General features: G+C 31.6%; 24 protein-coding genes and 1 pseudogene. 23 read left to right on the forward strand and 2 right to left on the reverse strand.

Annotated features, from left to right (window positions below):
- The first annotated feature begins 30 nt into the window (after positions 1–30).
- The 16 genes and pseudogenes from hisA (at position 31) to pdxH (ending at position 16,618) form a co-directional block, all read left to right on the forward strand.
- The gene (gene hisA, locus PQF96_RS18100; protein WP_271767694.1) at positions 31–759 is read left to right on the forward strand and encodes a 1-(5-phosphoribosyl)-5-[(5-phosphoribosylamino)methylideneamino]imidazole-4-carboxamide isomerase; all 729 of its coding nucleotides are present in this window, start codon (positions 31–33) and stop codon (positions 757–759) included.
- 2 nt (positions 760–761) lie between these two features.
- The gene (locus tag PQF96_RS18105; RefSeq protein WP_271767695.1) at positions 762–1,274 is read left to right on the forward strand and encodes a DinB family protein; all 513 of its coding nucleotides are present in this window, start codon (positions 762–764) and stop codon (positions 1,272–1,274) included.
- 2 nt (positions 1,275–1,276) lie between these two features.
- A complete protein-coding gene (hisF, locus tag PQF96_RS18110) occupies positions 1,277–2,032 on the forward strand; it encodes an imidazole glycerol phosphate synthase subunit HisF (RefSeq protein ID WP_109437534.1) in 756 nt (251 codons plus the stop codon).
- Between the two features lie 107 nt (positions 2,033–2,139).
- Positions 2,140–2,739 (forward strand): annotated as a pseudogene (hisIE, locus tag PQF96_RS18115) (bifunctional phosphoribosyl-AMP cyclohydrolase/phosphoribosyl-ATP diphosphatase HisIE); the annotation flags it as partial.
- A gap of 94 nt (positions 2,740–2,833) precedes the next feature.
- The gene (locus tag PQF96_RS18120; RefSeq protein ID WP_271767696.1) at positions 2,834–5,608 is read left to right on the forward strand and encodes a gliding motility-associated C-terminal domain-containing protein; all 2,775 of its coding nucleotides are present in this window, start codon (positions 2,834–2,836) and stop codon (positions 5,606–5,608) included.
- 4 nt (positions 5,609–5,612) lie between these two features.
- Positions 5,613–6,530: a PorP/SprF family type IX secretion system membrane protein gene (locus PQF96_RS18125; RefSeq protein WP_109437532.1), complete on the forward strand. Its 918-nt coding sequence runs from the start codon at positions 5,613–5,615 to the stop codon at positions 6,528–6,530.
- A gap of 3 nt (positions 6,531–6,533) precedes the next feature.
- On the forward strand, positions 6,534–8,621 hold the full coding sequence (locus PQF96_RS18130; RefSeq protein WP_143915110.1) for an OmpA family protein: 2,088 nt from the start codon (positions 6,534–6,536) through the stop codon (positions 8,619–8,621).
- Positions 8,622–8,786: 165 nt separating this feature from the next.
- Positions 8,787–10,604, forward strand: coding sequence for a 30S ribosomal protein S1 (gene rpsA / locus PQF96_RS18135; RefSeq protein ID WP_109437530.1), 1,818 nt, complete (start codon positions 8,787–8,789; stop codon positions 10,602–10,604).
- A gap of 203 nt (positions 10,605–10,807) precedes the next feature.
- Positions 10,808–11,599: a hypothetical protein gene (locus PQF96_RS18140; protein ID WP_271767697.1), complete on the forward strand. Its 792-nt coding sequence runs from the start codon at positions 10,808–10,810 to the stop codon at positions 11,597–11,599.
- A 333-nt stretch (positions 11,600–11,932) separates the two neighbouring features.
- Complete coding sequence (locus PQF96_RS18145; RefSeq protein WP_271767698.1) at positions 11,933–12,331, forward strand: hypothetical protein; 399 nt, start codon at positions 11,933–11,935, stop codon at positions 12,329–12,331.
- 224 nt (positions 12,332–12,555) lie between these two features.
- On the forward strand, positions 12,556–13,092 hold the full coding sequence (gene pyrR, locus PQF96_RS18150; protein ID WP_109437527.1) for a bifunctional pyr operon transcriptional regulator/uracil phosphoribosyltransferase PyrR: 537 nt from the start codon (positions 12,556–12,558) through the stop codon (positions 13,090–13,092).
- A 46-nt stretch (positions 13,093–13,138) separates the two neighbouring features.
- A complete protein-coding gene (locus PQF96_RS18155) occupies positions 13,139–14,068 on the forward strand; it encodes an aspartate carbamoyltransferase catalytic subunit (protein WP_109437526.1) in 930 nt (309 codons plus the stop codon).
- 3 nt (positions 14,069–14,071) lie between these two features.
- Positions 14,072–14,404 (forward strand): ribonuclease Z, encoded by a 333-nt coding sequence (locus PQF96_RS18160; protein ID WP_109437525.1) that lies wholly within the window; start codon positions 14,072–14,074, stop codon positions 14,402–14,404.
- 52 nt (positions 14,405–14,456) lie between these two features.
- On the forward strand, positions 14,457–14,915 hold the full coding sequence (locus tag PQF96_RS18165; RefSeq protein ID WP_235010994.1) for a thioredoxin family protein: 459 nt from the start codon (positions 14,457–14,459) through the stop codon (positions 14,913–14,915).
- Positions 14,916–14,977: 62 nt separating this feature from the next.
- The gene (locus PQF96_RS18170; RefSeq protein WP_271767699.1) at positions 14,978–15,883 is read left to right on the forward strand and encodes a ribonuclease Z; all 906 of its coding nucleotides are present in this window, start codon (positions 14,978–14,980) and stop codon (positions 15,881–15,883) included.
- A gap of 90 nt (positions 15,884–15,973) precedes the next feature.
- Positions 15,974–16,618, forward strand: a complete 645-nt coding sequence (gene pdxH / locus PQF96_RS18175) for a pyridoxamine 5'-phosphate oxidase (protein WP_109437523.1) — start codon at positions 15,974–15,976, stop codon at positions 16,616–16,618.
- Positions 16,619–16,639: 21 nt separating this feature from the next.
- Here the strand turns inward: pdxH and PQF96_RS18180 are convergent, their stop codons facing one another.
- Positions 16,640–18,850, reverse strand: a complete 2,211-nt coding sequence (locus tag PQF96_RS18180) for an OmpA family protein (RefSeq protein WP_271767700.1) — start codon at positions 18,848–18,850, stop codon at positions 16,640–16,642.
- A gap of 378 nt (positions 18,851–19,228) precedes the next feature.
- Between PQF96_RS18180 and PQF96_RS18185 the strand changes: the two genes are divergently transcribed.
- The 4 genes from PQF96_RS18185 to PQF96_RS18200 all read left to right on the forward strand — a co-directional run bounded on the left by PQF96_RS18185 (position 19,229) and on the right by PQF96_RS18200 (position 23,408).
- Positions 19,229–19,714 (forward strand): SixA phosphatase family protein, encoded by a 486-nt coding sequence (locus PQF96_RS18185; RefSeq protein WP_271767701.1) that lies wholly within the window; start codon positions 19,229–19,231, stop codon positions 19,712–19,714.
- Positions 19,714–21,819 (forward strand): polyphosphate kinase 1, encoded by a 2,106-nt coding sequence (gene ppk1, locus PQF96_RS18190; RefSeq protein WP_109437520.1) that lies wholly within the window; start codon positions 19,714–19,716, stop codon positions 21,817–21,819. The genes PQF96_RS18185 and ppk1 overlap by 1 nt, the downstream gene beginning before the upstream one ends.
- A 5-nt stretch (positions 21,820–21,824) precedes the next feature.
- Positions 21,825–22,724 carry a Ppx/GppA phosphatase family protein gene (locus PQF96_RS18195; protein ID WP_109437519.1) on the forward strand — a complete coding sequence of 300 codons (900 nt, stop codon included), beginning with the start codon at positions 21,825–21,827 and terminating at the stop codon, positions 22,722–22,724.
- Between the two features lie 123 nt (positions 22,725–22,847).
- Entirely contained in the window at positions 22,848–23,408 is a 561-nt protein-coding gene (locus tag PQF96_RS18200) for a porin family protein (RefSeq protein ID WP_271767702.1), read from the forward strand.
- Between the two features lie 21 nt (positions 23,409–23,429).
- Here PQF96_RS18200 and PQF96_RS18205 read toward each other — a convergent pair whose 3' ends face one another.
- Positions 23,430–24,074 carry a Crp/Fnr family transcriptional regulator gene (locus PQF96_RS18205; protein WP_271767703.1) on the reverse strand — a complete coding sequence of 215 codons (645 nt, stop codon included), beginning with the start codon at positions 24,072–24,074 and terminating at the stop codon, positions 23,430–23,432.
- Between the two features lie 252 nt (positions 24,075–24,326).
- Between PQF96_RS18205 and PQF96_RS18210 the strand changes: the two genes are divergently transcribed.
- The 3 genes from PQF96_RS18210 (at position 24,327) to PQF96_RS18220 (ending at position 26,577) form a co-directional block, all read left to right on the forward strand.
- On the forward strand, positions 24,327–24,872 hold the full coding sequence (locus PQF96_RS18210) for a YybH family protein (RefSeq protein WP_143915101.1): 546 nt from the start codon (positions 24,327–24,329) through the stop codon (positions 24,870–24,872).
- Positions 24,873–25,019: 147 nt separating this feature from the next.
- Positions 25,020–26,297: a type III PLP-dependent enzyme domain-containing protein gene (locus tag PQF96_RS18215; protein WP_271767704.1), complete on the forward strand. Its 1,278-nt coding sequence runs from the start codon at positions 25,020–25,022 to the stop codon at positions 26,295–26,297.
- Between the two features lie 7 nt (positions 26,298–26,304).
- Positions 26,305–26,577 carry an acyl carrier protein gene (locus tag PQF96_RS18220; RefSeq protein ID WP_200825137.1) on the forward strand — a complete coding sequence of 91 codons (273 nt, stop codon included), beginning with the start codon at positions 26,305–26,307 and terminating at the stop codon, positions 26,575–26,577.
- Positions 26,578–26,690 lie beyond the last annotated feature (113 nt).

Consider the following 26,690-nt stretch of genomic DNA (forward strand, 5'->3'; position numbering starts at 1 on the left):
TACTAAGCACTTATAACTATAAAATAACCAATGAGAATAATACCAGCAATAGATATTATTGACGGAAAATGTGTTCGTCTTTCAAAAGGAGATTATAACACTAAGAAGATATATAATGAAAACCCGTTAGAAGTAGCCAAAGAGTTTGAAGCGCATGGGATTGAATATTTACATTTGGTAGATCTGGATGGAGCAAAATCAAAACATATTGTAAATCATAAGGTTTTAGAACAAATCGCATCCAAAACAAACTTAAAGATTGATTTTGGAGGAGGGTTAAAAACAGATAATGACCTTAGAATTGCTTTTGAGAGTGGTGCTAACCAAATTACAGGAGGTAGTATTGCTGTTAAGGATCCAGAAACATTTATTTCTTGGATAGTTAAGTTTGGCGCCGATAAAATAATTTTAGGAGCAGATGCTAATAACGAAAAAATAGCCGTTAGTGGGTGGTTGGAAGAAAGTGATAAAGAATTGATTCCTTTTATTACGGCATATCAAAAAGAAAATGTGAGTTATGTAATTTGTACTGATATTAGTAAAGATGGAATGCTTCAGGGACCTTCGTTTGATTTGTATGAAAGGATATTAAAAGAAACGAATGATCTTAAATTAATTGCTTCTGGTGGGATTTCTACATTTGATGAATTACCAAAACTTGCAACACTTGGTTGTGAAGGAACCATAATAGGAAAAGCTATTTATGAAAATAGAATTAGTTTAAAACAATTAGAAGATTTTATTCTTTCAAAAACATAACAATGAATCAGGAAGTAGCAAAAGAATTTTCGAAGCAAATCATCTATCGAATGAACGAAAGTACGAGGATGATCACCTTAAGTTTTGAGCAACTTATAGAAGAAGATGTTTGGAAAAGACCAAATACCAATTCCAACAGCGTAGGTAATTTGATTTTACATCTTTGCGGAAACATTACGCAATATGCTATAGCTTCTTTAGGAAATAAACAGGATAAAAGACAAAGAGATGCTGAGTTTGAAGCGGAGGAAGGATATTCAAAAAAAGAGCTTTTAGAAAAACTAATGGATACAGTTGATGAAGCAAAAAACACTATTCAAAATGTTTCTGTATCTGAGTTACTTAAAGAACGAGAAGTGCAAGGGTTTGTATTTTCGGGAATAGGAATCTTAATTCATGTAGCAGAGCACTATTCTTATCATACTGGGCAAATAGCTTTCTGGACAAAGCAATTAAAAGATAAAAAGAGTTTAGGGTTCTATGATGGAATCGATCTCAATATAAAAAACGAATAATAATGCTAACAAAACGAATCGTTCCGTGTCTTGATATCAAAAACGGAAGAACTGTAAAAGGAGTCAATTTTGTTGATCTACGAGATGCTGGTGACCCTGTAGAACTTGCAGAAATATATTCTAATGCTGGAGCAGATGAATTAGTCTTTCTTGATATTTCTGCAACAGAAGAAAGGCGTAAGACATTAGCTAATTTGGTACTAAGAGTTGCAGAAAGAGTAAATATTCCTTTTACTGTAGGAGGAGGTATATCTTCGATAGAAGATGTGGATATTTTACTGCAAAATGGAGCAGATAAAGTATCGATAAATTCTTCGGCAGTAAAAAATCCACAATTAATCAATGATTTAGCAGGTAAATTTGGATCTCAATGTATCACGGTGGCTATAGATGCAAAACAGATAGATGGTTCCTGGAAAGTACATCTTGTAGGAGGTAAAGTGCCTACAGAACTGGATTTGTTTGATTGGGCCAAAGAAGTTGAAAAACGAGGAGCAGGAGAGATTCTTTTTACTTCTATGGATAATGATGGCACCAAAGATGGATTTGCTAATGAAGCATTATCTAAGTTGTCATCAACATTAAATATTCCGATAATAGCATCTGGGGGTGCCGGTACTATTCAACATTTTGTAGATACTTTTAAAGAAGGCAAATCTGATGCAGCATTAGCTGCAAGTGTTTTTCATTTTAAAGAAATTGAAATTGAAACGTTGAAAAAAGAATTAAGGAATAATGATATTCCTGTACGATTATAACAAATTTGTAATTCCGGTCCTTTGACATAACTCAGGATAAACTAAAGGCTGAAATTCAAAACATAAATTTAATTTAAAAAAATCCAAACCTACAAAGAGAAGATAGAACGATGAAAATAGATTTTAATAAAAATGACGATGGTCTCGTACCTGCTATTATTCAGGATGCCTTGACTAAAAATGTATTAATGCTGGGGTATATGAATGAAGAAGCATATACAAAGACTATAGAGACTAAGAAAGTTACTTTTTTTAGCCGCTCAAAACAAAGATTATGGACAAAAGGCGAAAAGAGTGGTAACATTTTACATCTTGAAGACATTAACAGTGACTGCGATAATGATACGTTGTTGATTTTGGTTACTCCAGAAGGACCAACTTGTCATACAGGGTCAGATACATGCTGGAACGAAGATAATAATCAATCTTTTGGTTTTTTGTCTGAATTAGAGGAAGTTATACGAGATAGGAAAGAAAATCAAAATGATGAAAATTCTTATGTAGCTTCTTTATTTAGAAAAGGAATCAATAAAATAGCGCAAAAGGTTGGTGAAGAAGCGGTAGAGGTTGTTATTGAGGCAAAGGACGATAATGAAGAATTGTTTTTAAACGAAAGTGCAGATTTACTATTTCATTACCTCATACTCCTTCAGGCAAAGGGGTACACTTTGAATGATATTGTAAATGTTTTAAAAACAAGGTCGTAGTTTATTGTATTGAAAATCATAATGAGTTAAAGCCATCGTACTTTTACTTGTTTATAATATATTTTTTTAATTTCGTAAGCTAAACTAATCAATTTTGAAACCTATAGATAAACTATTACTTTTTATATTTTTCCTCTTCTTAATTTTTCAGACAACATCAGCACAATGTGATCTTGGGTTGATCACAATAGAAGAATGTGACATGGAGAATGTAGATTTTGATATGGATGGTACTCCTGATGGTGTTATCAACTTATATGCAGAAACAGGAACGACTCCAGCAGACGGAGTTTGGAATATAGACCCTAGATTTAGTGTTGCATTTGATATTTCAACTGGTAATCTATCTACTTGGGCATTGAAAAATTCAACAACAATATTAACACAAAATGATTATTTTTTTGAGTTAAAAAATGCAACTTGTGGAGATGTCCCTTTTAGAACAGCCAGATTGATTTTAGGTCCATATTCTGGGGTTGCTTTACCACCATCCGGACCATTAAATATAAATGCTCAAGGATGTGATGAAGGAGGGTTTAATTTATTTAATGCCTTCCTTATTAATAGTACAATACCTTCGCCTCATTTAAATGGGGAATGGACTTATAACGGATCAAGTCCCAGTTTTATAGGAATTTCTGGTTCGCAACTTAATGTTGAAATTCCTTATCAACCTGGCCTTCCTTTGGTAGATCAAGAGGTTTTTGAATTAACGTATACAGTTGAAGGTGTTTTAGGTTGTTCTACGCCTCAACAGACAACAGTAAGAATTGCTATGGTTCGGCAAGTAGATTCTGGAACTTCTAAATTTATACAAATTTGTGAAGATGACATGTTAGCGGGAGTATATGATGCTGATATAAACTTAAGGGATGATGTATATCTGGAAGGAGAAGACATTGAAGGGACCTGGCTCTCAGAACCTACAGGAGAAATCGAAAATGAGAACGACTCAATGATTAATTTGAGAACTATTTATGATAATCTAATAGATGGAGGGAATAATTTGCGATTTGGGTTTCAAAGGTATGATTTTGAGTATGCTGTTGCTCAACGTTCGGCAGTTTGTGTTGATCAGAAATCAACTGTTAGTTTTGCTTTCTATGAAGAACTTCGACCATTTAATCAAAGTGGTCCTTTTCAAATTTGTAATAATGAAATCTCAGGGGAAAGTATAGATTTATTCGATTTGTTAGAGTTTACAACAGAGAATGGACAACCATTTGTTTATGATAGTGACGTTCATACTAATTGGCGTCAAATTTCGGGATCATCCAATGTTGAGTTGGTAGAATTGCTTAGACCAAATCCTAAAGTACCAGAAAAATTATATTCGCATAGAGGAAATATAAATGTTTTTGGAGCAATACCTGGGACTTATATTTTTGAATTTGGGGTGAGCCCTAGAATCAATAGTTCTGCTTTGGGTGATAGTGTTTGTGACCCATTACAAACGGACCCACTTTTACCTTTATATTGCGAACATCCTTGTGATGTTCTTACTGCTCGTGTAGAAATTCAAATTTTTGAGCCTGACTATCCAGGTGAAGATACAATGATTAATGTTTGTGAGTCTATAGGACAAGTTAACCTTAGGAGTTTACTAGATACAGATGGAACTCCAATAGCTAACACTGGTGTTTGGACAAATTCTGCTGGAGCTGTTATCAATAATACTTTTGTTTTTCCAATAAGTGATGTAGCACAAACATTTAATTTTACCTATACAACAGTTAGTACCGGAGGATGTACAGAGACTGCAGATTTAGCACTGACCATTAATAAATTACCTAATGCGGGAGAAGATGGAGGTACAACAGTTTGCTCTGATAATTTGACAGTAACTCTTTTTGATCTCTTAGGAGGCACTCCGGATACAACAGGTACCTGGGCAGGTCCTTTTGGATATGTTTCACCAGATCATTTAGGTGTTTTTGATGCTAGTGATGTTTTTCTGCCGGTTTTGGGAGCAGGAGAATACATATATATGATTCCAGACAATGCGGGATGTTCTACATCAGATCAATCTAAGGTAGTTGTTACAATCGTGGACCCTGTAGAAATAGGTAATGATAGAAGTGAAACTTTTTGTAAAATAGATGGTAGGGTGAATCTATATTCACTCTTAGATAGGGATACTCCGCGTACAGGTGTTTTTGAAGACACAGATAATACAGGAGCTTTAAGTGCAGACGGGGTATTAGAATTTGCAACACTTACTAGTGCTATTTATAATTTTAGATATGTAGTAAGAAATGCCGCACCATGTGATGAATCATCTCTAAATGTTTCTGTTCAAATTATAGATTTACCAATTCCAAATGTACCTGCCCAAGAATTTTGTATCCTTGATGCAGTTCGACTAGAGGATATAGAGGTTGATGTATTAAATTATAATTGGTATGCTACGCAAGAAAGTGAAACACCTATTATAGATAATCCAATTCTCTTGGATAACCAAGTGTATTATATAGCAACCGTAGATGTTGATAACTGTGAGTCTGAACGCCTTGAGGTGATGATCACAATATTAAATACTGGAGAAAGGTCATCAACAGGAGAGCTATGTACATTGGATTTTCAGGATGGAGTTTCTCCTAATGGAGATGGTCAAAATGATACTTTTGATTTACTGATAGAAGAGGTGTATAATATTCCAGAAGCATTTCCCGATTTTGATATAAAAATATTTAACCGATATGGTAGCCTTGTATATGAAGGAAATAATAATACAGAAGAGTTTAGAGGAGAAAGTAATGTGTCTGTACGATTAGGAGATGATCTTCCCTCTGGCACGTATTTCTATATTTTTTCTCCGAATTTTGAAAATAATATTCCGATACAAGGAAGTTTTTACTTAAGCAGATAAACAAATGAAGTTAAAATTATTTTTTGTTATAACCATAGTTTTCTGTTTGGTAATACATGCGCAACAGGAACCACAGTATTCTCAATACATGTATAATATGAGTACGGTGAATCCAGCATATGCTACAGCTCAAAGTGGTCTGATTTCTACAGGGCTTTTGTATAGAAGACAGTGGACAGGTATTGAAGGTGCACCACAAACGGCTAATGTATTTGGTAATATTCCTATGAGTGAAAAAATAGAATTAAGTGTTAATTATGTAAATGATAGGATTGGCGATGCTATTCCTGTGAATAATGATTATATAAACATAGATTTTGCATATATCACTAAGATTTCGGATCAAGCAAGGTTATCTTATGGATTAAAAGCGGGGGTTAATAATTTTAAAATTGACCCATCAGGTTCTAATGTAGCATCAGATCCTGCATTTGCTGATAATACGTCAACAACACAATTAAATATTGGAGCGGGCTTGTATTTGTTTACTAGTAATTTTTATGCTGGTATTTCTTCTCCGAATTTGCTTCCCAGTGATATTGATATTGATGGTATTGGAGTTGCGCAAACAAAAACACATATTTATGGTATTGCTGGTTATGTGTTTGACTTTGTTGACGAAGTTAAATTAAAACCTTCTATGGTGATTAAACAAGTTTTGGATTCTCCTTTAACTTTTGATCTGTCGTTAAACTCATTAATATATGATAAATTTGAATTAGGAGTTTCTTATCGATATACAGATTCATTCATAGCATTAGCAGGATTTAATATCACTCAAAACCTTAAAATTGGATACTCTTATGACTTTAGTGTAAGTGATTTAAGTGGTTATAATGATGGAAGTCACGAGATAGTAATGCTATTTAATTTTGATTTGCTGAAGTTCAGTAATAAATATTCCTCTCCAAGATTTTTCTAAATAATGATAAAGACTAAAATAGTACTGATAATAACAATACTGATCACTCAGTTTACCTTTTCACAAAAGAAAAGCAGAGCTGATCGTTTTTTTGAAAAAGGAGATTATATAAATGCAGCGGAGCACTATGAAGAAGAATTAAATCAAGAAGGATATACTAAGAGTATTCTTGAAAATATTGCAACATCATATTACAATACATTTCAATTTAAACAAGCATATAGATATCTTAAAGTTTTGACCTCAGGTAAATTTTATGGTAAAGATAAAGCCTATGATAATGGTTATAATTTTATGATGTATCAAGTGCTTTCTGCCTTGGGTGAATATGAAAAATCCATAGAATATCTTTCGTTATATAAAACAAATAATGCTGTACGTGATTTTAGTACATCAGATGCAATTTCTACTATAGAGGATTTTAAACTAAAAGATGATGATTATACTATAACTAGTGCGTCTTTTAATTCTGAATCTTCAGAATTTGGAGCAATTAAACAAGGTGATACAGTATATTTTGCTAGTGATAGACAAGCTTATAGTCCATTAGATAAAAAGTATAAATGGACACATCGACCTTTTTTGGATATTTATACAGTAAAAGTTGATCAGGATAATAATCCTGTTTCAGAAATAGAAAAAATTTCAAAAGAAATAAATTCAAAACTTCATGAAGGAAATTTTTGTTTTACTGCAGATGGAAATACAATGTATATATCTAAAAGTAATTCAGAGAAAGGAAAAAAGAAATTCGATAGTATAAAAAATAATTCAGTACATCTTTATAAAGCTATCAAAATAGACGGAAAGTGGACTACCCCTGAAAAATTAGATTTTAATGATGTTAATTATTCTGTTGTGCATCCATCATTAAGTGCTGATGATAGTAAGTTATATTTTAGTTCAAATATGCCTGGCGGGTATGGAGATTTTGATATTTATGTAGTTGATGTTAATTTGGATGGTACTTATGGATCACCAACAAATCTTGGTCCATCAATAAATACAGAAAATAGAGAGCAATTTCCTTTCATTTCAAGAGAAGGTAATTTGTTTTTTTCTTCAAATGGGCATTTAGGTTTGGGCATGATGGATATTTTTGTTTCAGAATTGGGAGGGCTTATAACTCCAATTAATTTAGGAGCCCCTATCAATTCTAGTTACGATGATTTTTCTATGACGTATTATAATGATACCGATGGTTTTTTTGCTTCAAACAGAAATAAGGTTGGAGACGATATTTATACCTTTTCTCAGATCGGAGATATTTTTCCAAAAGAATATAGAGCTCGTTTTGAAGTTAGAGATTATGCATCTGATAATTATATAGCAAATGCAGATGCCATTTTGTACAATAATGATAATGAAAAAATTTATGAAAGCCAGTTGGATTCTATAGCTGCTTTTGACCTTAAATTATTTCCAGGAAGATATAATTTTAAAGCTTCTGCCGAAGGGTACAAAACTAGAACAAAACCTTTGGTCGCAAAAGAAAAGGAAGAGGAGGTGTATGTGATCTATTTGGATAGAGTAGGTAAGAAGGATGAGATCACTACCACAGAAGATAATAATAGTAATAACTCTAGAAATACCAGTAGTTCAAATAATACCGAGCGTACAAAGATCGATGAAAGTTCCACAGAACGTAAAAAGGAAGAGATCACAAAGACAAAACTAAGAGAAACTCTTCTGGCTGATAAAGATGGACCACCGGTTATAGAAAAGAATGGTAAACTTTACTTTAAAATGCCTCCTATTTATTTTGATTATGATAAATGGAATATACGTGCAGACTCCAAAAAAGTATTAGACAAACTAGCACTTAAATTAGAACGTTATAAAACGGTGTATATTAAAATAAGTTCTCATACAGATAGTAGAGGAACAGATTCCTACAATCAGGTTTTATCAACAAAACGTGCAGAGTCAACACGTAATTATCTTGCACTTGTGGGATATGTGAATGCTAGGAGAATGAAGTTTATCGGATTTGGAGAATCTCAACCACTTATAGACTGCGATAATAAAGCATGTACAGAGGATGATCATCAAACAAACCGAAGAAGCGAATTCGAGATCGTTAAGTTTTAGTATACATCTATAATGTTTTGTTTTCTAATAAATTAAATTGTACTTTTGCACTCCTTTTTAGCGAGTAAGAGAGTATAAAAAGGGTTGTATATAAATAATTTTAACGCTTCTGTATAATTTTCGCATTGATTCTCAATAATATACAGGATACAAATTTTATCTTCAATGTCTGAAGAAACAAAAAACACAGACGTTCAGGAAGTAGAGAAGCCAGCAGTAGCTGAAACTCCGCAACAAGCAAACCCTGAGCAATTTCTAAAAGATTTTAACTGGCACAACTATGAAGAAGGGATAGATCCTATCGCTGATTCAAAACTTGAAGAGTTTGAAAAGTTAGTAGCAGAAAATTTTGTAGATACTCTAAATGATGAAGTAGTAGACGGAACCGTAATTAATATTACTGATCGTGATGCTATCATCGACATTAATGCAAAAAGTGAAGGTGTTATTTCGTTAAATGAATTTCGTTATAACCCAGATCTTAAAGTAGGTGATAAGGTAGAAGTTTTAATAGATGTGCGTGAAGACGCTACAGGTCAATTAATTTTATCTCACCGTAAAGCTCGTGTAATCAAAGCATGGGACAGAGTAAATGGTGCACATGATACGGGTGAAATCGTAAACGGTTTTGTAAAGTGTAGAACCAAAGGAGGTATGATCGTTGATGTATTTGGTATTGAAGCTTTCTTGCCAGGTTCTCAAATTGATGTGAAGCCAATCCGTGATTATGATGCATATGTTGGTAAAACAATGGAATTTAAAGTGGTAAAAATAAATCACGAATTCAAAAACGTTGTTGTATCACATAAAGCGCTTATCGAAGCAGATATCGAGGAGCAGAAAAAAGAAATTATTGGTCAATTAGAAAAAGGTCAAGTATTAGAAGGTACTGTTAAGAATGTTACTTCTTATGGTGTATTCGTTGATCTTGGAGGAGTTGATGGATTAGTACATATTACAGACCTTTCTTGGTCAAGAATTAATCATCCAAATGAGATTGTTGAACTTGATCAGAAATTAAACGTGGTAATCTTAGACTTTGATGAGGCTAAAACACGTATCCAATTAGGTCTTAAGCAATTAAAACCACACCCATGGGAAGCTCTTGATAAAGAACTTAAAGTAGGTGATAAAGTTAAAGGTAAAGTAGTTGTAATTGCAGATTACGGTGCATTTATCGAAGTAGAAGAAGGTGTTGAAGGATTGATTCATGTTTCTGAAATGTCTTGGTCTACACACTTACGTTCTGCGCAAGATTTCGTAAAAGTTGGTGACCCTGTAGAAGCAGTTATCCTTACACTTGATAGAGAAGAGCGTAAAATGTCTCTTGGTATCAAACAATTAACTCCAGATCCTTGGACAGATATTACTACTAAATATCCTGTAGGTTCTAAGCATAACGGTATCGTTCGTAACTTTACTAACTTTGGTGTGTTTGTAGAACTTGAAGAAGGTATTGATGGTCTTATCTATATCTCTGATCTTTCTTGGACTAAGAAAATTAAGCATCCATCTGACTTTACGAATGTTGGTGATACTCTTGATGTAGTAGTTCTTGAACTTGATGTAGAAGGACGTAAGTTAAGCCTTGGTCATAAGCAAACTGAGGAAAATCCTTGGGATAAATATGAAACTGAATTTGCTTTAGGAACTAAGCATACAGCTGCAATTGGAGAGATAGTGGACAAAGGTGCTACTATTGACTTCAATGAAGATATCGTTGCATTTGTTCCTTCTCGTCATCTTGAAAAAGAAGATGGAAGTAAATTGAAAAAAGGTGATGAGGCAGAATTCCAAATCATTGAATTCAACAAAGAATTCAAAAGAGTGGTGGCTTCTCATACAGCTTTATTCAAAGAAGAAGAAGCTAAGATCGTAAAACAAGCTGCTAAGAAAGCGGCTAGTTCATCAGAGAAAACTACTCTTGGTGATATCGATGCATTAGCAGATCTTAAAGCTAAAATGGAAAAAGGAGGAAACTAGTTTTCTTATTTTTCAATATATAAATTAAGACCGCTCTTTTGAGCGGTCTTTTTTTTATAAAACTAAAAAGATAGAATTCTTTAAAGATTTAAACTTATATGATTATAACAATTGAATAATCTTATGAGGTTTTAATTTTTCACAGAAAACAGTGAAATAATTGTGATTCATAATATAGAATTTAGCATCAAAGCAATTCAATTATGAAAAAAAAAGTGTTCATACTCTTAATGGTATTTACTATAGGGATTAATGGTTTATGCGGCCAAGAACAAGATATTTTGGTGATATCTCAACATAATTTTAAGGTGTATAGACGTGTGGTTGATAGTGTTTTTTATATTATAAGTGAACATAAGAAAAAGAAACTATATGACTCACTAGTTTATGTTTCTATAGTGTGTAATGATTTTGTACAAATATTAGATAACAAAGGAAATGTTTCTTTTTTAGATTCAGAATTAAAAGAAATAGACATATCCAATGTAGTGTGTTCGGCTATTCCTTGTATGCCAACATCTTCGAATCAATATTATATTGAAGAGGAAGAAGGAGAGTTTCGTGTATTTGCAAAGTACATTGATGACGGAAATGCAAAGTATAAGGATGACCCTCAGCCTGTTGTAGTAACCGTTATTTCAAAAGAAAAGGCAGATGACGTATATTTCTTGAACTCTAGGAGATCATTAACTGTGTATGATTGCCCTTCAGGTGCATATGTTTCGCCAGTGTTTATTATAGAAAAAAATAAAAAATTTACAATCCAAGATCTATATAATCTTACGGCACGACCAATACGTTTTTATGATACTGTTTTTATAGATAGAAGCTCTAAGATTAGAGTGAAAAAAGATGGCTTTTATGGTTATCATGACGTTACTGTAATCAAGTATTCTTGTTTAGATATTTTTGAATATAATTTGGCTTATTTTGAATTACAAAACGGAAAGCGGGGATATATTGATACAAGTGGGAATGAATATTTTATAAAATAATAATAAGTCATTGGTACTAAAAATCAGTGTAATTTTTTTTAAACCTACCCGTTTACAGTGGCTTTTGTTAAGGGTGAACATATTTAAAATTTGAATCTTTTCCTTTCACTCTTTCCTCCGTACATACTGTAATTGCTATAACCTATAAGTTTTTAATTTATGTTATTGTTTTTTGATTAAACTTCTTAAGTCCCCCTCTATTTTTAATTGACTTTTGATAGATGGTAAATACCCACTGAAAAAGGGGGTGTGATTTTCACTAGTATTAGCCTGATTTTGGAAGAAAAACCTCTTGATATTTGCATTGCAAAAGAATCTTAATTGTTTTTTAAAATGAAAAGTATTAAAAGAAAAATAGTAGTAATCTTGAGTTTTTTAATAACCATTCAGGCGAATGCTAAAGAAACTAATATTTTGTCTATTTTAACAAATGACAAAGAGATAGAACGTGTAGAAGAAAAGAAGTCTTGTAATGAGCCAAAAACTAAAAAAATAGAAAAGATTTCTAAAGTTACAAGTTTTCATTCTGTTAAGAAATGGAAAATAACTATAGAATATACTGATGGTGGGTTTATATCTAAGACTATTGTAGTTAAGGAAGCTACTGAATTGAGTCCTCTGGAAACTGCATTTGCAGAAGCAGAAAAGTATCTTGAGGCCTTTAATAATGTAAAAGAATATAGCGTTTCTCCAATATCTGATAATTCATTTGTTCTATTATTAGAAAAATAATATTGGGATAGTACAATCTATAAAAAAGGGTATTTTATTGAATATAAAATACCCTTTTTTATGTCTTCATTAAAATCTTCTGATTATTTATTTATAATTTTTAGTTTTTAATTGGTATAAACATGCATTTTGATTGTGATTGTTTGGGGTATGTTATTTAGAAATTGGATTGTATTATTCTAAAATTTCACTACTTTTGTATTCCAAATATCCATTTGGAGATTATGAGTCAAAAATTACTACTTAGTGCAAAAGAGATCGATATAATTCTGCACCGTTTGGCTTGTCAATTAATCGAAAATCATACACATTTTGAGCATACGGTTTTGATTGGTGTTCAGCCTAGAGGAATATTTTTAGCAGATAGAATTAAAAGGATTTTAGAAGAAGATTATAAGTTAACTAGTGTAAAGCTAGGATACCTTGATATTACATTTTATAGAGACGATTTTAGAAGAGGAGAAAAACCTTTGGAAGCTAATAAGACTAATATTGATTTTGTGGTTGAGGACAAACGTGTTGTATTTATAGATGATGTACTGTATACAGGACGAAGTATTAGAGCAGCTTTAACAGCGATGCAATCTTTTGGAAGACCACAGGAGATTGAATTATTAACACTGATTGATAGACGCTTTAGTAGACATTTACCAATACAACCAAATTATAGAGGTAGGCAAGTTGATGCAATTAATCAGGAGAAAGTAAAAGTACATTGGGTGGAAAATGAAGGAGAAGATGCTGTGTATCTTGTTGGTTAATAGGTTCTTTTTATCAATAGACTAAAATTATAAATTAAAATAGAAAATGAGCGAATTAAGTGTAAATCACTTACTAGGAATCAAATATCTAAACAAAGATGATATTAAGCTTATCTTTGAGACAGCCGATCATTTCAAAGAAGTGATTAATCGACCAATTAAAAAAGTTCCTTCGCTTAGAGATATCACAATAGCTAATCTTTTTTTTGAGAATAGCACACGAACAAGATTATCTTTTGAACTAGCAGAAAAACGGCTTTCTGCAGATGTAATTAATTTTTCTGCGGCTTCTTCTTCTGTTAAAAAAGGAGAAACGCTTATTGATACGGTAAATAATATCCTGTCTATGAAAGTAGATATGGTGGTCATGCGTCACCCAAATCCGGGGGCAGGAGTTTTTTTATCAAAACATGTTGGAGCTAGTATCGTAAATGCTGGAGATGGAGCACATGAACACCCAACACAAGCTTTGCTGGATTCATATTCAATACGCGAACGATTAGGGGGTGTAGGTGGTAAAAAGATAGTAATTGTAGGAGATATTTTACACTCAAGAGTAGCGTTATCTAATATTTTTGCATTAAAATTACAAGGGGCAGAAGTAAAAGTCTGCGGACCTAAAACTTTAATTCCTAAATATATAGATAGATTAGGTGTGGGAGTAGAAACTAATCTCAAGAAAGCGTTAGAATGGTGCGATGTGGCTAATATGCTACGCGTGCAAAATGAACGAATGGAAATTAGTTACTTCCCTTCAACAAGAGAATATACTCAACAATTTGGGGTCAATAAAAAAGTATTGGATAGTCTTAATAAGGACATTGTAATAATGCACCCAGGACCTATCAACCGTGGAGTAGAAATCACGAGTGATGTTGCTGATTCTAATCAAGCCATTATATTAGATCAGGTACAAAATGGGGTAGCAGTGAGGATGGCAGTAATATATCTTTTAGCTTCAAAAATTAAACGGTAATTTATGATTTTTAATAAGGAAGGTTCTACGACTATAATAACACAAGAAAAAACCACAATCGTTGAATTTGTTAATGGAATGGAGAGTAAGTATGATACGCTTAAAAACGATAATATTATCGTTAATTTATTTTCATTAGCAAAAATTTCAGTAAGTGATTTAAATGAATTTTTAAGAATTTCTAATACTCACAAATCAGCTAATCACTCTTTTGTGATTGTTACAAATAAGGTTTCATATGATGAAGCCCCTGCTGAAATAACAATTGTACCTACTTTACAGGAAGCGTATGATTTGGTAGAAATGGAAGAAATAGAAAGAGATCTTGGTTTTTGAGAAAACTAATATTTTTTTGTAATTTCTTATATTAATTTTCGTCTCATACATTATGAAAAGATTAGCCCCAATTTTATTAGTAGCATTTGTTATGCTTTTTTCTCAGAATCTTAAAGCTCAGGATTGGAAATATGATTTGGATGAAGCGCTAGCTTTAGCCAAAGAAAAAGACCAAAAAATTGTATTGTTTTTTACTGGATCTGATTGGTGTCCTCCCTGTATCAAGCTAGAAAGAAACCTATTATCTAGTGAAGAATTTGCAGCTTTCACTCATCAAAAGTATGTTTGGTTAAGAGCTGATTTTCCAAGGCGAAAAAAGAACAAAATCTCACAAGAGCAAAAAAATAAAAATAAAGAATTAGCAAAACGCTATAATAAAAAGAAGCAGTTTCCAGCGATTTTAATCCTTAATAAAGAAGGAGTCGTTCTTGGTGCTACAGGATATAGAAGTGATTTGGATGTACAAGGTTATATATCTTTATTAACTTCATTCGATTCTTTTGGGCATTAGATTGATTTATAATTAAGATTGAATTATATTCACAGCCTATTTAATAAAGAGGAAAGATAATTTTGAAAATTACGATTTTAGGATGCTATTCAGCAACTCCAAGAACTTTTACGAATCCAACATCACAAGTTTTAGAAATAAATAATCATATTTTTTTAATTGATTGTGGAGAAGGCACCCAAGTAGAATTAAGACGAAATAAAATCAAATTTTCAAGAATTAAACATATTTTTATTTCGCATCTTCATGGTGACCATTTCTTTGGTTTGATTGGTTTGGTGTCTACGTTTAGACTACTAAATAGAGATATACCGTTGCATATTCATGGTCCTAAAGGGATTAAAGAAGCAATTACGCTTCAATTGAAACTTTCAAATTCCTGGACAGATTATCCTTTGCATTTTCATGAATTGACTAATACAGAGTCAGAAATAGTTTTTGAAGATGAAAAGGTAGTCGTAACGACCATACCCTTGCAACATAGAGTATATTGTAATGGCTTTTTGTTTCGTGAAAAATCAGGTGATAGAACATTATTGATTGATAAGGTGTTAAACTATGATATTGATAAAGCATATTATAGATCTATAAAAAAAGGGAAAGATGTAGTTTTGGATGACGGAACAGTAATTTCAAATAATGAACTCACTAAAGATCCAAAACCAGCAAAAAGTTATGCGTTTTGTAGTGATACAAAATATGATGAAGCAAAAATCCCCTTAATTAAAGATGTTTCTGTGCTGTATCATGAATCTACATTTTTAGAAAGCCATAAACATTTATGTGCCAAGACAGGGCATAGTTCTGCAATAGAAGCAGCAACTATTGCTAAGAAGGCAAATGTTGGAACTCTAATCTTAGGACACTATTCTACAAGATATGATAATATTGAGTTGTTTAGAGATGAGGCAAAAACTGTGTTTCAAGATGTTAAAATAGCAGATGATGGTAAAGTCTTTGAATTTTGATTTTACAGTTATCAACTTTAGGCAAAAATTGTTAGTTCGTTTATTACTTTCTATTTTTTAAAATAAGTAAATTGCACTATATTTTTGATTATGAATAGAGATCTGACAGCATATAGAAAATCTTATGAGAAGAGTTTTTTAGAAGAAAGTGATCTTCCGGAAACTCCTATTTTACTCTTTTCTCAGTGGTTCAAAGAAGTTGAAGAAAAGGGTGGAGTGGAAGAGACGAATGCTATGACAATTACAACTACAGGTTCTGATGGTTTTCCAAAAGCAAGAATTGTCTTGTTAAAACATTTTGACGATAATGGGTTTGTGTTTTATACCAATTATAATTCTGAAAAGGGAAAGGCTATAGCATATAATAACAAAGTGTGTATTTCTTTTTTTTGGCCCAATCTGGAGCGACAAGTGATTGTTAAGGGGGTAGTAGAAAAAATAGATAAACAAGCTAGCTTAAAATATTTTCGTTCTCGCCCCAGAGGTAGTCAGATAGGAGCTTTGACCTCTAATCAAAGCGAAATTATTGAATCAAGAACTGAACTAGAAAAAAAACTTAAATCTTTAGAAGACGAATATCACAATAAAGAAATACCTATGCCAGAATCTTGGGGTGGATATCGCATACAACCTATAGAATTTGAGTTTTGGCAAGGAAGACCTAATCGATTACATGATAGAATTAGATTTTTTATCAAAAATGAGGATTGGGAAACAGTAAGACTGTCTCCTTGATAATACTAGTTAACTAACTAGTTACATAATAACAAAACTAGATCTTCTGTTCTTTTGATATTGATCTTCTGAACAATCCTGACCATCTTTACAATCATTCACAGGTTGACTTTCTCCAAAACCTATATAGGAAAGTATTCTGTTTTTAGAAATGTTTTTACCTAGAAGATAATTGTAAATTGATTCTGCTCTTTTTTGAGAAAGAGTTAGATTATAATTTTCACCTCCTCGGCTATCAGAATGTGTCTCTATTTTAATAACCATATCTGGGTAGTCCTCATTCATAATTTGAACAACTCTATCTAACTCCTTTTCAGCCTGTGGAGTTATGTTCCACTTATCAAAATCAAAATAGATTTCATTTAGATCAATAAGGTCATTTATCGTCTTGGTTAATTTTATTTCTGATTTTAATGGAGATTTAGGAGTAGTCTTTGAAGGCACTACATCACCGGGTGCTATACCGCCACTTTGAGTATTGTTAGATTTATCAACTTTATCAGATTCGCTAGGTATTACCGCTGCAAAATGGTTATTCATTTTCTTTTTAGGAATAGAAGCAAGACGATTTGCATTAGGACAGTTTAATTCACTAATATCTATAGCAAGCTTAAACTGATAAAAGTCTGGCAAGTTACATGAGTTGATATGGTTATATCCCTTTGAGTACTTTACTGTTTCATTTAATGTTCCATTAAATTCAGCAGTTATAGGCTGATCAACAACTAAGATGTCATCTATAGTATTGATAGATTCGCACCCAGTGTCTACAATAACATTATAACTTATTTTAAACGGTTCACTATCAGTTTTAACCATTTTATTTGGTACACTAAAACTCAATGTTCTCGTTGCATCATCAAATTTTGTCTTGATCTTTTTAGAAGGTAAAACTAATGACTTTTCAGAAAATATTACATTCTTAGGCAGAATGTCTTTAATGATTGTATTTTTTGCATCATCATTACCATCGTTGTGTATTGTAAGATGGTATGTTATCTCTTGTTTTGGAGCTAAAACATCTTCTGGGTGAATATAAGTATCATTTGCAGTATACTTAGACCTTTTAACAATATGTATAGCGGGTTCATATATTTCTATACTAAATGCTACAGCGGTAACAGAATATCCATCGTTATCGGTTAATAATCTAAATTTTGCTTCAGTTTGATTGTTGCCAATGATACTATTTCGTACATTCTTTATATTAAATAAATCAGCATCGTATCCTAAGGTGTTTTGACTTGCAGGAACTCTTGATTTTACATTCTTTCCATTTTCAGTGATATTTGCGTTGAAAAAGTTATTCATTGGATTAGTTCCATCTGCAAGACTTTTGTATTTACCTGTTTCATTAGACATAGCCTGAAAACGATCTCCAATAATTCCTTTATCTCCTTCATAAGAAATAATACCTATTTTTCCATTTACAGCACCATTTGGGATAGTCTGAAAATTGTTAAAAGAAAAGGCTACGGGTTTAGCTTTGGAGTCAATATTTACAAATCCATCATAAACATAGAATCTTTTTCTTGGTTTAGCATTATCCTCATAAATAACAACCATCGTCCATCCACCAGCTAATCCATTGCCCAGGATTGGATCATCATTTACTTCAGTCGTAGTTGCTGGAATATTAGCAACCGTATAGGTCCCTTGAGGGTTTTTTAGATTTAAAACATCCGAAGTAATATCTTTATAACAAGAATATTGTTGAAATAAAGATTCTTTATCCTTATAATAGTCATGGATAATTTTTCCGTTTGTTATAGTAGAGTATGTTTCTTCTCCTGGATATTTTATTTTGATTGATGTGATATCATGTTCACGATTGGCATCAGCATATGACGCTGTCCAATACAAGCCTACATGTTTTATAGCATTACATTCGGATTCGATATTAAGATCAGCACTGCTAGAGTTAAAAGTAGATGTATCATTATCGATATCGATAAATCCCATTTTGAATTGATTGTTCAATCCACCATTGTTATAGCTTTTATTGGGATCAAAAACACCAGATCCGTCATCATTACTTACTTTACCTAAAATTGTATTAGATACAAATTTGAAATCCCCTTTAAGCGTTAATTCAGTACGCTTTTTAAGAGGCACCTCTACCTGGCCATATATAATTGAAGTACTAAAACAATATATGACGATAAGTAGGAATACGTTTTGAAACTTATTATAGTTTCTATTTTTAATAATCACTTTTTCCACCTTTTTCATTTTTAATAGCCCTATTCATATTATGATAAATCTGTATACATAATGTTTGGGGGGAAACACTCTGATTTAAGGGAAAACCGTATGTAAATTTATATTTTAACATTTGAATTTATAAGAAAAAAATCATGTTTTCGATGTAAACACTCTTTTTACCGATTAAAATCAGTTAGATATTACGTTCATTTTCATTAATTTAGCGATTATGTCAGAATAAAAGAATTCTTTTATAACTCTTTCTTATAATTTCTGAAACAAAGAATCTTACCTATTAATATTCGTATAAAAAATATTTTTTGTGTTCTTATACTAAGATTTGTAAAAGCTTATGCTTAAACTTGTATAAAATAACTTTGTTTCTTCAAAAATAGTATCTGGTTCATGAAAACTTTATATATAATAAGACATGCAAAATCTTCATGGGAGTTTGATGTTACTGATGACAAAAGACCACTTAATCAAAGAGGCTTGAGTGATGCTGATTTAGTTGGTAAAGAGCTGAAAACCATAGTAAAAACTGTAGATAAGGTATTGTGTAGTCCGGCAGAGAGGGCGTATAGTACAGCAAAAATTATACTTAGTCATTTGGATATATCTAAAGATGTATTTAGTTTAGAACCAAATCTTTATGATTTTGATGGTACTATGGTAATGGACGTTATTAATAGCTGTAATGATGAGATTAAAACTTTGATGATATTTGGGCATAATCATGCGTTTACTTCAATAGCTAATTTTTTAGGAAGTAAGCAAATAGATAATCTACCTACTGCAGGAGTTGTTGTTATAGAGTTTGATACCGATAAATGGAAAGATTTACCTGTAGGAAAAACCCTATTAACAATTTACCCTAAATCCTTGAGATAATGCAGGAAAATACTAATAATCAATATATTAATAGAGAATTAAGTTGGCTGCAATTTAATGCAAGAGTGTTGCAAGAGGCTTCTGATGATACGGTTCCTTTGCTAGAAAGATTACGTTTTATAGGAATATTTTCTAATAATCTTGATGAATTTTTTAAAGTAAGATATGCTACAATTAAGAGAATTGATTTAGCAGGAAAAGACGGTAAGAATGTACTAAAAGGGAATACAGCAAGTGAATTGTTAGATAAAATTACCAATATTGTAATTAAACAACAATCAGAAAGTCTTGAGACGATTAATACCATTAAAAGTAAGCTTGAAGACCATAATATTTTTATTATTGATGAGAATCAGGTTACCGAAGACCAGGATGCTTTCATTCGTAGCTATTTTATTAACAAGGTTAGTCCAGCTTTAGTAACTTATATACTTAACGATCTTGATAAATTCCCTCATTTAAAGGATAGTGTTGCATATTTGGCAGTTAAACTGGTTTTAAGAGAGAAAATACCTAAAGAAGGCCGGATTTCTAAAATATTACAGCAAACGATAAAAGAAAGGATATATGCATTAATAGAAATTCCGAAAAACACTGATCGATTTGTTGTATTACCAGAAAAGGATGGAAAACAGTTTATCATAATTCTTGATGACCTTATTAGATATTGCATGCATATCAACTTCAGTATTTTTGATTATGTGAGTGCATCTGCACATATGATTAAAATTACTAGGGATGCACAGTTGGATTTTGATAATGACCTGAGTAAGAGTTTTATTCAGAAAATATCAAGCAGCGTAAGATCTCGTAGAGATGGAGAACCTGTTCGCTTTGTATATGATAAAACTATAGAAAAAGACACCCTTGCATTTTTAATGGAAAAAATGGGAGTTGATAATACTGATAGTATTATTCCGGGAGGTAGATATCATAACCGAAGAGATTATATGAATTTTCCTGATTTAGGGAATTCAGATTTGGTGTATCAGCAAATAAAACCATTAGATATTCCTGGACTTGCTCTACAGGGGAGTTTATTAGATAGAATAGCCAAAAAAGACTTTTTACAATATACACCCTACCATACTTTTGCCTATACGGTAAAGTTTTTGAGAGAATCTGCGATTGATCCTAAAGTAAAAAGTATTAAGATTACTATTTATAGATTAGCTAGTATTTCTCATATTGCAAGTTCTCTTATAAATGCTGCTAAAAACGGTAAAAAAGTTATTGTAGAGATCGAATTGCAAGCCCGTTTTGATGAAGCTGCAAATATTCGATATGCAGAACAAATGCAGAGAGAAGGTGTCAATCTAATTTTTGGAGTAACCGGATTAAAAGTACATTGTAAAGCCTGCGTGATAGAGCGAGAAGAAAAAGGTAAGCTAAAAAGATATGGATTTATAAGTACAGGTAACTTTAATGAATCTACGGCCAAAATATATACCGATTATACGTTATTTACTACAAATGAATCTATTTTAAAAGAGACGAATAGAGTTTTTAAATTTTTTGAAATAAATTATAAGATAAATCGCTATAAACATTTATTAGTTTCTCCACACTATACCAGGTCTTCTTTGGTGAAGTTAATAGATGAAGAAATTAAGAATAGTAAAAAAGGTATTCAGGCAAGTATTAGGCTGAAATTAAATAGTTTAAGTGATTATGATATGATTGATAAGCTATATGAAGCCAGTAGAGCTGGAGTAAAAATTGATTTAATCATACGAGGAATTTGTTGCCTGATTCCTGGGATACCTGGAATGAGTGAAAATATTAGAGCAATAAGTGTGATTGATAAATTTCTCGAACATCCAAGATTATATATTTTTAATAATGGTGGAGATCCAAAAGTTTATATTTCTTCTGCTGATTGGATGACTCGTAATTTGGATAGAAGGGTAGAAATCTCTTGTCCTATTTATGATGAAGATATTAAATTAGAATTAATTGATACTTTTGATATCTGTTGGAGTGATAATGTTAAAGGTCGAATGCTTTCTAAAGAGCAGGATAATGCTTACATTAGAAATGATAAAGATAAAGTGAGATCACAAATAGCAACATATAACTATTATTTAAAAAAACTAGGAAATTAATTATTTTGTTAACTATAGAAAAATATGGAGCTATAGATATTGGTTCCAATGCAGTAAGGCTATTAATAAGTAGTATTCACGAAGAAGAAGGAAAAACTACGAGATTTAAAAAAACGAGCCTTGTACGAGTCCCAATTCGTTTAGGAGCAGATGTTTTTAAAACTAAGCGTGTTTCTGAAGAAAATATTACTAGGATGATTGATGCAATGAAGGCGTATCAACTTCTAATGAAAACTCATAAAGTTTCTCGTTATAAAGCTTGTGCTACATCGGCAATGCGTGAGGCCGAAAATGGAGAAGAAGTAGTGCAACTTATAAAAGAAAAAACAGGAATACAGATTGATATTATTGATGGTAAATCTGAAGCAGCCATTATTGCAATGACAGATTTACATGAATTGATTAATACAGATGCTACTTATCTATATGTAGATGTTGGTGGTGGTAGTACAGAGTTTACATTATATCACAATGGAAATGTTATTGCATCAAAATCTTTCAAGCTGGGAACTGTTAGGCTTCTTAATGACTTAGTTTCTGATGAGATATGGAACGATGTAGAACGTTGGATCAAAAACCAGACAAAAGGTTATAGCAGAATTGCCCTAATAGGGTCGGGAGGAAATATTAATAATATTTTTAAGAATAGCGGAAAAAGTATGGGGAAACCCTTGACATTTTTGTATTTGAGCTCGTATTATGAATTACTTAATTCTTTGACCTATGAAGAAAGAATTTGGCAACTTAATCTAAATCAAGATAGAGCAGATGTTATTCTTCCAGCAGTTCGCATATATCTTTCAGCAATGAAATGGGGTGGAGCAAGGAAAATTTTTGTTCCCAAAATAGGATTATCTGATGGCATTATTAAATCACTGTATAATGATAAACTAAATAATCGATAAACTCATAAAAGAAAAAAAGCACCGTTAATCGATTTTTTGTAATTAAATACTATTATAAACTTTAGTTTTTTTCCTAAAACCATTAATTTGTTTTAAATTGAATTTATAACTAACCTATATACCATGAAAAAAAACCTACTATTTGTAACATTATTTTTAGTATTTGGAATTTTGATTTCTAAAGCTCAAGACGCTTCTTACGGCATGAGAATTGGTGCTAACCTAAGTTCTATAAGCTCTGATGATATTCCGGAAAACCTTGAAGATAGTCGGTTTGGTATTGTAGTAGGGTTTTTAGTGGAGTATCCAGTTACCCAAAAATGGAGTATACAACCAGAGCTTCAGTTTTCATCGTTAGGGAATGATGACAAAACATTACGTGTAGATTATCTTCAGTTACCAGTGTTATTAAAATATAATTTTTCTGACTTGTTCAATGTTCATATTGGACCTCAGATAGGACTTAAAATATGGGAATGGGAAGATAATACAGGTATTGAAACTAATTTTAATACATTTAACTTTGCAGGAGTTATTGGAGTAGGAGCAAATATTACTGATAATGTTTTTGCCGATTTACGCTATGGGTTTGGTTTATCAAATATCATTGACGACGAAGATATTCCAGAAGGTGCTGATGGGAGCACTAGAAATATCCAACTATCTATAGGGTATAAATTATAATACTCTTTAATAGTTTTTTGATTATTTGTAATACTTAAAAAAATCTTTTTTTAGCGTAATAGTTTTTTGATGATATTCTATTAAAAAGTTATTCTTTAATTTATTAATTATTTTATTAGTAGTTACCCGCGTAGTCCTTATGTAATTTGATAATTCATCCTGATTAATAGGTAAATGAATAATAATATTTTCTTCATTATCTGATAAATTTTCAAATTTATTTTTAAATTCTATCAATACATTTATCAATCTTTGTTCTGCTGAGCTATCGGTAAGTATTTTTATTCTTCTTTCTAATTCAAAATATTGTGTGCCAATTATGTGCAGAAAGTCTTGATTGATATTGCAATTCTTTTTAATTATTTTTTGGATACATGCCATATCAAATTCATAAAGTATCGTTTCTTCATTAATAGATTCACATATATAGTTAAGATGAGGGTTTTCAAAAATCAGACTAGCACCAAAAACTTCACCTGTGGTTAGTATCACCAGAATTATTTCTTCGCCATGCTCTGTAATACTACTGATTTTGACAATTCCGTTTTTTATAAGATAGATTTTTTTATCTAAATATTCTGGGGTCTTGATGATTTCTTTTTGACAGTAAAAACAACGTTTATATTGCTCCGCTTTTATCAGAATATCAAATAATTCAAAACACATACCAATTGATGACCTTAAATTTTGAGTTATTTAGAATATTTCATAATAAATGTTAAAACGATATGATGTTAACATAAAATTCTACTTTTAATTATTACTTAAGCATATTTTTTTTATGGTTATTATGTCGTTTTTAGCATGTCATAATTAAAATAAAATAGATTTTATGTTAGAATGTTTATATCAAAAACTCCTATGCTACTATAATTTCGATCTTCACAAATAGTATTAACCACTTAATTCACACAAACAATGAAGACAATTAGTCTAAAAGCGGCTTCGTGCCTTGTTATTACCTTAGCGGCAGTAACTTTATTACTTTCATTTATAGAAAATCCAAAACCAAAAAACCCAGAAATCAACTACAAAAATTCTGTTGTAAGTTATTACGGAAACAAAAAAGTAATGGATGAAGATCTTCTCAAAGAAGCAAAACTAATTGATATTGCTGATCGTCGTTTTGAAGAAAAATGGCAAAAAAAAGACCCAAAAGGTATCTCAGAAGAGTATACTACAACAGGAGCTGTATTTATGAAACCAGGTACAAAACCTAGACTTGGCAGAGCCGAGATTGAAAAAGAATTTTCTTTAAGCGTTAAAACGGTTGATAGAGTAGAGTTTTTTCAAGATGAATTACAGTTCCTTGGGGATTTAGACGTTGCGTTTCAAAGGTGTCATATGTTAGGTTACATAAATTCTAAACAAACACCCATTTTTGAAGGTTCTTATGTAATTCTTTGGAAAAAAGAGAATGGCAAATGGCTTATCGAGTATGATATGTTTAATTCTGACAAATAGAATAAATACTTCCAACCAAAATCAATCACAAACATTAATTAAAACCTGTAATTAACCCCATGGGTATATCTCGTATTATGTGATACGAGATACCTAAGCGTATCTATGTCTATAATAAAACATAGTATGCGAATAATTGTTATAAAAATGAAAAAGAATAAATCAGCGATTTTATCTGCCGTAAGACAATTTGGAACTCCTTCCTATATCTATGATGGAGAGCAATTGATCAAAAATTATAAAAATCTAAAAAATGCTTTACCCGATTGTGTAGATGTATTTTATGCGTTAAAAGTAAACCCGAATGTATCATTGGTGAAATTGCTTAGGTCTAATGGAGCTTGTACAGAAGTATGTTCTATTACAGAAATGGAAATAGCGCTTAAAGCAGGGTCAACCCCACAAGATATTGTGTACTTAGGACCTTGCAAAAAGGACTATGAACTTAAAAGAGCGATATCATTAAATATTTTTGCAATAGTAATAGAATCAGAAATTGAATTAAAAAGAGTATCTGCTTTTGCAAAAGAAATGGGAATTGTAGCAAATGTTGCGATTCGTATTAATCCAGATTTTTCTGCAGAGGGGTCTCCATGGAAAATGGGAGGAAGGCCAACACATTTCGGTATTGAAGAAAAGCAAGCAATTCAGAATTTTGGAAAGTATTTGGATACTCCAGATATACATATAAGAGGGATTCATGTGTATAACGGAACGAATATTCTCGAGGCAAAATCAGTATTTGAAAACACCAAGTATATTTTAGAATTGTATGAAACCATAGCTCAAAAATACAATCATGAATTTACGATGATTGATGTTGGAGGAGGTATGGGAATTCCTTATTTCCAAAATCAAGAAGAACTTGATATTCTGGAATTCAAGAACCTCATGGTTCCTTTGTTTACAGATTTTAACAAAAAATATCCTAAAACCAGAATTATTATGGAGTCTGGTAGGTTTATTATAGGGACTTCAGGATGCATGGCCGTAGAAGTGAATAATATAAAAGTAAATCATGGAAAAACATTTGCCGTTACTGATGGTGGAACCAACTGTCACTCTGCAGCAGCAGGTTCTGGTCGCGTAGTAAAGAGAAATTTTCCTATAGAAAATATATCAGCTTCAGAGAACGCATTAGAATATAAATATCAAGTGTCGGGTCCTTTATGTAGTCCTGATGATATTATAGGACGTAATATAGAACTTAAAGAAATAAAAGTAGAAGATATTCTGTTGGTTAAATTATCAGGAGCGTATGGACCTACATCTTCTCCAGTGCTTTTTCATAGCCATGGTTATCCTTCAGAAATTTTATTATATCAAGGGGAAGCACATCTCATACGGGCAAAAGATACCGCTGAAGATATAATTGATAAACAAATAGTAATTGATTTTAAACAAAACGAATTAATCTTAAATTAATAAAGCAATGGATACTCATAAAATTTTAGACATTATTAAAGAAGGATTATTAGATAGTATTCCTAATATCACCAAAGAACAAATTAAAATGGATTCTCATCTTAAAAATGATTTAGGTATTGATTCGCTTTCTTCAATGTTTTTTCTAACCTATTTAGAAGATAATATAAATGAATTTGAAGTAAATGCCGATACTATTGAAGCAAGACATTTTAATACGTTACAAACAATTTTTGATTATGTATTATCAGAGATGAATATAAGTGTTTCTGTAGCATAAGGGATATAAAATATTCGTAAACACATTCTACATAGTATTGACAGAGTATAGCTTCCTGTTTTTTTTTGGGAGTTATACTGTTAATACAGATTAATAACTATTAGAATTTTAAT

The organism is Aquimarina algiphila (assembly GCF_947494415.1).
Lineage (GTDB): Bacteria > Bacteroidota > Bacteroidia > Flavobacteriales > Flavobacteriaceae > Aquimarina > Aquimarina algiphila.